This is a genomic window from Pseudomonas pudica, from assembly GCF_015680405.1.
In the GTDB taxonomy this organism is placed as follows: domain Bacteria; phylum Pseudomonadota; class Gammaproteobacteria; order Pseudomonadales; family Pseudomonadaceae; genus Aquipseudomonas; species Aquipseudomonas pudica.
Map to the genome: position 1 here is coordinate 117,388 of NZ_JADLJS010000011.1, position 7,383 is coordinate 124,770.

4 protein-coding genes and 6 tRNA genes are annotated in these 7,383 nt (G+C 62.8%); 8 read left to right on the forward strand and 2 right to left on the reverse strand.

Annotated elements, in window-relative coordinates; genetic code table 11:
* Positions 1–7 precede the first annotated feature (7 nt).
* Complete coding sequence (uvrB, locus tag IRZ77_RS11170; RefSeq protein ID WP_075044143.1) at positions 8–2,023, forward strand: excinuclease ABC subunit UvrB; 2,016 nt, start codon at positions 8–10, stop codon at positions 2,021–2,023.
* Between the two features lie 127 nt (positions 2,024–2,150).
* On the opposite strand, the gene IRZ77_RS11175 is transcribed toward uvrB, so the two are convergent.
* Positions 2,151–3,701 (reverse strand): MDR family MFS transporter, encoded by a 1,551-nt coding sequence (locus tag IRZ77_RS11175; protein WP_046616985.1) that lies wholly within the window; start codon positions 3,699–3,701, stop codon positions 2,151–2,153.
* Positions 3,691–4,746: an HlyD family secretion protein gene (locus IRZ77_RS11180; protein ID WP_196173506.1), complete on the reverse strand. Its 1,056-nt coding sequence runs from the start codon at positions 4,744–4,746 to the stop codon at positions 3,691–3,693. The genes IRZ77_RS11175 and IRZ77_RS11180 overlap by 11 nt, the downstream gene beginning before the upstream one ends.
* Before the next feature lie 143 nt (positions 4,747–4,889).
* Between IRZ77_RS11180 and gltX the strand changes: the two genes are divergently transcribed.
* From gltX to IRZ77_RS11215, 7 genes are all read left to right on the forward strand, one after another.
* Positions 4,890–6,371, forward strand: a complete 1,482-nt coding sequence (gltX, locus tag IRZ77_RS11185) for a glutamate--tRNA ligase (RefSeq protein WP_046616983.1) — start codon at positions 4,890–4,892, stop codon at positions 6,369–6,371.
* Between the two features lie 289 nt (positions 6,372–6,660).
* A tRNA-Ala gene (locus IRZ77_RS11190) sits at positions 6,661–6,736 on the forward strand.
* A 72-nt stretch (positions 6,737–6,808) separates the two neighbouring features.
* Positions 6,809–6,884: transfer RNA gene (locus IRZ77_RS11195), tRNA-Glu, on the forward strand.
* A 53-nt stretch (positions 6,885–6,937) separates the two neighbouring features.
* Positions 6,938–7,013 (forward strand) — tRNA-Ala (locus IRZ77_RS11200).
* Positions 7,014–7,054: 41 nt separating this feature from the next.
* Positions 7,055–7,130: transfer RNA gene (locus tag IRZ77_RS11205), tRNA-Glu, on the forward strand.
* 60 nt (positions 7,131–7,190) lie between these two features.
* A tRNA-Ala gene (locus tag IRZ77_RS11210) sits at positions 7,191–7,266 on the forward strand.
* 42 nt (positions 7,267–7,308) lie between these two features.
* Positions 7,309–7,381, forward strand: a tRNA-Glu gene (locus IRZ77_RS11215).
* Positions 7,382–7,383 lie beyond the last annotated feature (2 nt).

Below are 7,383 nucleotides of genomic sequence, written 5' to 3' on the forward strand. Positions count from 1 at the left end.
GTCCGTCATGTCCGAGTTCCAGCTCGTCACCCGTTTCCAGCCGGCCGGCGACCAGCCCGAGGCCATCCGCCAGATGGTCGAAGGCATCGAGGCGGGGCTGTCGCACCAGACGCTGCTCGGGGTGACCGGCTCGGGCAAGACCTTCAGCATCGCCAACGTCATTCAGCAGGTGCAGCGGCCTACCTTGGTGCTGGCGCCGAACAAGACCCTGGCCGCGCAGCTGTATGGCGAATTCAAGGCGTTTTTCCCCAACAATGCGGTGGAGTATTTCGTTTCCTACTACGACTACTACCAGCCTGAAGCCTACGTACCGTCGTCCGACACCTTCATCGAGAAAGACGCTTCGATCAACGACCACATCGAGCAGATGCGCCTGTCGGCGACCAAGGCATTGCTGGAGCGGCGTGACGCGATCATCGTCACCACCGTGTCGTGCATCTACGGCCTGGGCAGCCCCGAGACCTACCTGAAAATGGTCCTGCACGTGGACCGCGGCGACAAGCTCGACCAGCGCGCGCTGCTGCGCCGCCTGGCTGACCTGCAGTACACCCGCAACGAGATGGACTTCGCTCGCGCCACCTTCCGCGTGCGCGGCGATGTGATCGACATCTTCCCGGCCGAATCGGACCTCGAGGCCATCCGCATCGAACTGTTCGATGACGAGGTGGAGAACATCGCCGCCTTCGACCCGCTGACCGGCGAGGTATTCCGCAAGCTGCCGCGTTTCACCTTCTACCCAAAGAGCCACTACGTCACCCCGCGGGAAACCCTGCTGGAGGCGGTGGAGGGCATCAAGGAAGAACTCAAGGACCGCCTGGAGTACCTGCAAAAGGCCAACAAGCTGGTCGAGGCCCAGCGCCTGGAGCAACGCACCCGCTTCGATCTGGAGATGATCCTGGAGCTGGGCTACTGCAACGGCATCGAGAACTACTCGCGCTACCTGTCCGGTCGCCCGGCCGGGGCGCCGCCGCCCACCCTGTACGACTACCTGCCGCCCGATGCGCTGTTGGTGATCGACGAATCCCACGTCAGCGTTCCGCAGGTCGGCGCCATGTACAAGGGCGACCGCTCGCGCAAGGAAACCCTGGTCGAGTATGGCTTCCGCCTGCCGTCGGCGCTGGACAACCGGCCGATGCGTTTTGACGAGTGGGAAGATGTCAGCCCGCAGACCATCTTCGTGTCTGCCACCCCCGGCCCCTACGAGGGCGAGCACGCCGGGCGGGTGGTGGAGCAGGTGGTGCGCCCCACCGGCCTGGTCGACCCACAGGTGGAAGTACGCCCGGCGCTTACCCAGGTGGATGACCTGCTGTCGGAAATCCGCAAGCGCGTGGCACAGGGCGAGCGGGTGCTGGCCACCACGCTGACCAAGCGCATGGCCGAAGACCTCACCGACTACCTGGCCGACCACGACGTGCGGGTGCGTTACCTGCACTCGGACATCGATACCGTCGAGCGGGTGGAGATCATCCGCGACCTGCGTCTGGGTACCTTCGATGTGCTGGTGGGCATCAACCTGCTGCGTGAGGGCCTGGACATGCCCGAGGTGTCGCTGGTGGCGATCCTCGATGCCGACAAGGAAGGTTTCCTGCGCTCCGAGCGCTCACTGATCCAGACCATCGGCCGTGCTGCGCGTAACCTCAATGGCCGGGCCATCCTGTATGCCGACAACATCACCGGTTCCATGCAGCGCGCCATCGACGAGACCGAGCGTCGTCGCGAGAAGCAGATCGCCTTCAACCTGGCCAATGGCATCGTACCCAAGGGTGTGGTCAAGGACATCACCGATATCATGGAAGGCGCCACCGTGCCCGGCGCGCGCAGCAAGAAGCGCAAGGGCATGGCCAAGGCAGCGGAGGAGAGCGCCCGGTACGAGGCCGAGCTGCGCACGCCGGGCGAGATCACCAAGCGCATCAAGCAGCTGGAAGAGAAGATGATGCAGTTCGCCCGCGACCTGGAGTTCGAGGCCGCAGCGCAATTGCGCGACGAGATTGCCCAGCTGCGCGAGCGGTTGATTACCAGCTGAAGCCTGACGCGGGCCTTGTGGGAGCGGGCGTGCCCGCGAAGAATTCAACGCGGTGGCTGGCACCGGCTGCGCCGGTGTTCGCGGGCGCGCCCGCTCCCACAGGGACCGCATACAGTCTGAAGTAGCCTCAATGTGCTTCTCCCGCCTTCAGCCCCTCCGGCAACTTGCGGGTCAACAACACCGCCACCATGCTCACCGCCAACCCGATCCCCACAAAGTGGAATGCATCGTTGTAGGCCATGATCAACGCCTGCTGATGAGTGATCTCGCTCAACTTGCCCAGTGCCGCATTGTCATTGCCCAGCCGCTCCGCCAGCTGCGCCAACCGCTCCGCCACCTGCGGGTTGCTCGGCACCACCGCCTCCCTCAGGTAGTCGAAATACACTTTTGTCCGTGCATCCAGCAGGGTGGCCAGCAGCGCAATGCCGATCGCACCGCCCAGGTTACGCAGGATATTGAACAGGCTCGACGCCGAACCCGCATCCTGCGGTTGTATATACGCCGTGGCAATCAGCGAGATGGTCACCATGATCATTGGCTGGCCGATGGCACGGATGATCTGAATATGGTTGAACTGCGGCCCTGCAAAGTCCGGGTTGAGCACCCCCGAGCCGAAACTGGCGGCGCCGAACAGGCAGAACCCCAGGGCACACAACACCTTGGGCGACACCACTTTCATCAGTTGCGGCACCAAAGGGATCAGGAACAGTTGCGGGATACCCATCCACATGATCACCTCGCCGATCTGCAAGGCGTTGTAGCCCTGTACCTGAGCGAGGTATAGCGGCAGCAGGTAGATCGACCCGTACAAGCCCACTCCCATCCCCAGGCTGGCGATGCTCGACAGGCCAAAGTTGCGATTGCCGAGAATGCGCAGGTTGATCAGCGGGTGTGGCCTGGAAAACTGCAGGATCACGAAGGTAATCAGGCAGACCAGGGCGATGCTGCCCAGGCCGACGATCAGCTGCGATTCCAGCCAGTCCTTGCGGTGGCCTTCCTCCAGGAACACCTGCAAGCAGCCAAGCCCCAGGCCCAGGGTGGCGATGCCGGCGTAATCGGTACTTTTCAGCAGGTCCCAGTGCGCATCCTTCTTCTCCAGCCCATACAGCAGGCCGGCGATCATCACCAGGCCCGGCGGGATATTGATGTAGAAAATGTATTCCCAGCCCCAGTTCTCAGTCAGCCAGCCGCCCAAGGTAGGGCCGATGGAGGGGGCGAAGGTGGCGGTCATGGCGAACATGGCCATGCCCTTGGCGCGGTGGTGTTCGGGCAGCTTGATCAGGGTCAGGGTGAAGGCCAGCGGGATCAGCGCACCGCCGGTAAAACCCTGCAGGGCGCGGAACAGGATCATGCTCTCGAGGTTCCAGGCCATCGAGCACAACAGCGACGACAGCAGGAAGCCGCCGGATACCCATACCGCCAGGCGCCGCGCCGACAGTAGCTGCACCAGCCAGGCGGTGAGCGGGATCATGATGATTTCCGCGACCAGGTAAGAGGTGGAAATCCACGAGCCTTCCTCCAGCGTCGCTGACAGCGCGCCCTGGATGTCCTTGAGCGACGAGTTGGTGATCTGGATGTCCAGCACCGCCATGAAGGCGCCGAGCATCACGCTCATTACCGCGATCCAGTCCCGCCGGGTCGGCTCGGTGGTGGGCCTGAGCAGCTGGTCACCGGCCATCGCGGCCTTCGTCTTCGCTGCGCAGGTCGACGGTGGCGGTCACCGACATGCCAGGGCGGATGCGCCCGTGCAGTGGGTTGTCGGCGCGGAAAGTCAGCTTGACCGGGATACGCTGCACCACCTTGGTGAAGTTGCCGGTGGCGTTGTCGGGCGGCAGCAGGCTGAACTGCGCGCCGGAGGCGGCGAACAGGCTGTCGACCCGGCCTTCGATCGGTGTGTCGGGGTAGCTGTCGAACAGCAGTTCGGCACGCTGGCCGGGCTGCATGTGGCCGATCTGGGTTTCCTTGAAATTGGCCTGCACCCAGATGTCTTCGTCCGGCACTATCGACAGCAGGTAGGCACCGGCCTGTACCACCTGGCCACTGCGCGCGTTGCGCTGGCCGATGCTGCCGCTGATGGGGGCGCGGATTTCGCAGCGGGTCAGGTTCAGTTCAGCCTGGGCCAGATCGGCGCGGGCGTTGGCGATCTGCGCGTCGAGCCGCTTGAGCTCGGCGGTCAGCGCATTGACCTGCTGGCGCTGGCTTTGCAGGTCGGCACGGGCCTTGTCGACCTGCGAGCCGGCGACATGGCTGTCCGCGGACAAGGTGGTGACCCGCTCTTCCGATACGAAACCTGGCTTGCGCAACTTCTCGGCACGGCTCAGGTCCAGGCGTGAGCGGTCGAAGGTGGCCTGGTTGGCCGCCACCTGGGCCTGGCCGGCGGCGATCAGGCTGGCTTGCTGGGTCAGGCGGCTTTGCGCCTGCACCTGCTCGGCTTCGCGGGTGGCCAAGGCGGCGCGCGCGCGTTGCACGGCCAGTTCGAAGTCGGCGGCCTCCAGGCGCACCAGCAGGTCGCCTTTGCTGACATGCTGGTTGTCCTCGACCCGCACCTCGTCGATGCGTGCGCCCAACTGGCTGGAAATGCGCGTGATCTCGCCCTGTACGTAGGCGTTGTCGGTGCTTTCGTAGAAGCGACCCTTGAAGTACCAGTGCCCCACGAAAGCGAGGGCGATGACGGCCACCAAGGTGAAGAAGACCAGCAGGCGGCGTTTGAGTTGGGCAGGCATGAGGACTATCGTTCCAGAAATGTAAATAAATTTAACAGCGGCGCATGGCCGGTCGACAAGTGACGTTCGCGCCATTGCTGGAGCCCGGAGCCCGCCTCCTGCTAACATCCCGCCTTTGTTTCATCTTTCGTTCGAGACTCTCCATGACCACCGTACGCACGCGTATCGCGCCATCGCCTACCGGCGACCCCCATGTCGGCACCGCCTACATCGCCCTTTTCAACTACTGCTTTGCCAAGCAGCACGGCGGTGAGTTCATCCTGCGCATCGAAGACACCGACCAGCTGCGCTCCACGCGCGAGTCGGAACAGCAGATCTTCGATGCCCTGCGCTGGCTCGGCATCGAATGGAACGAAGGCCCGGACGTCGGCGGCCCGCACGGCCCGTACCGGCAGAGCGAGCGTGGCGAGATCTACGCCAAGTACGCCAAGGAGCTGGTTGACGCTGGCCATGCCTTCTACTGCTTCTGCACCGCCGAAGAGCTGGAGCAGATGCGCGCCGAGCAGCAAGCCCGTGGCGAAACCCCGCGCTACGACGGCCGCGCGCTGCTGCTGAGCGCCGAGGAAGTGCAGCGCCGCCTGGACGCTGGCGAGCCGCACGTGATCCGCATGAAAGTGCCGAGCGAAGGCGTGTGCGTGGTCCCGGACATGCTGCGTGGCGATGTCGAGATCCCGTGGGACCGCATGGACATGCAGGTGCTGATGAAGAACGACGGCCTGCCGACGTACTTCCTGGCCAACGTGGTCGACGACCATCTGATGGGTATCACCCACGTGCTGCGCGGCGAAGAGTGGCTGCCATCGGCACCCAAGCTGATCAAGCTGTACGAATACTTCGGCTGGGAACAGCCCAAGCTATGCTACATGCCGCTGCTGCGTAACCCGGACAAGTCCAAGCTGTCAAAGCGCAAGAACCCGACCTCGGTGACTTTCTACGAGCGCATGGGCTTCATGCCCGAGGCGATGCTCAACTACCTGGGCCGCATGGGCTGGTCGATGCCGGACGAGCGCGAGAAGTTCTCGCTGGCCGAGATGGTCGAGCACTTCGACCTGTCGCGTATCTCGCTGGGCGGCCCGATCTTCGACATCGAGAAGCTGTCCTGGCTGAACGGCCAGTGGTTGCGCGAACTGCCGGTCGAGGAGTTCGCCGCACGCCTGCAGAAGTGGGCGTTCAACAGCGATTACATGATGAAGATCGCCCCGCACGTGCAGGGCCGGGTGGAAACCTTCAGCCAGGTAGCCCCGCTGGGCGGGTTCTTCTTCGAAGGCGCGCTGAAGCTCGACGCCAAGCTGTTCGAAAGCAAGAAGCTGTCGGCTGACCAGGTACGCCAGGTGATCCAGCTGATCCTGTGGAAGCTCGAAAGCCTGCGTCAATGGGAAAAAGAGCGCATCACCGGTTGCATCCAGGCGGTGGTCGAGGCGTTGGAGCTGAAGCTGCGTGACGCCATGCCGCTGATGTTTGCTGCCATTACCGGCCAGGCCAGCTCGGTTTCAGTACTGGATGCCATGGAAATCCTTGGCCCGGACCTGACCCGATATCGCCTGCGCCAGGCCCTGGACCTGCTGGGTGGTGTGTCGAAGAAAGAAAACAAAGAGTGGGAAAAGCTGCTGGCTTCTATCGCCTGACAGTAGTCCCAAGGCCATAAGCCGAACTTGTGGGAGCGGGTTCACCCGCGAATACGATGGTGCATTTTCCGGCGCATTCGCGGGTAAACCCGCTCCCACAGGGCTCACTGTTGAGTTTTGGCAAGGGCAGGGCGGTAAGTGATTGTTATCTGTGAAAATTTTTTTGAATATTTTGAAAAATTCGTTTGACAGCCCTGCAATCCGATCTTAATATGCGCCCCGTCCACAGCGATGAACGAAAACGAAACGCCAGGCACCCAGCCAGCGCTTCGGTTCAAAGCGACATTGTGGGGCTATAGCTCAGCTGGGAGAGCGCCTGCATGGCATGCAGGAGGTCAGCGGTTCGATCCCGCTTAGCTCCACCAAATTCCGCTTGGCAGCCAAGGTTGTCAGGCAAGACCGGGTCCAGCAACCGGGTCTTGAAGGTAAGAAGGTTCGTCCCCTTCGTCTAGTGGCCTAGGACACCGCCCTTTCACGGCGGTAACAGGGGTTCGAGTCCCCTAGGGGACGCCAGTTTTGCACAAGCGATGTTTCAGGATGTCGCTGGGCCGAGAGGCTAGAAATCCGGGGCTATAGCTCAGCTGGGAGAGCGCCTGCATGGCATGCAGGAGGTCAGCGGTTCGATCCCGCTTAGCTCCACCAATTTGCCGCGGTCCGCGCAAGCGGGTCGGCACGAAGGTTACGTCCCCTTCGTCTAGTGGCCTAGGACACCGCCCTTTCACGGCGGTAACAGGGGTTCGAGTCCCCTAGGGGACGCCACTTTTCCTGCGTTTTGCAGGGCTTTAAAGGCTCGTCGATTACTGATGAGCCTTTTGTTTCGGGGCTATAGCTCAGCTGGGAGAGCGCCTGCATGGCATGCAGGAGGTCAGCGGTTCGATCCCGCTTAGCTCCACCATTTCTGCCGCGGTTCGCGCAAGCGGATCGGCACGAAGGTTACGTCCCCTTCGTCTAGTGGCCTAGGACACCGCCCTTTCACGGCGGTAACAGGGGTTCGAGTCCCCTAGGGGACGCC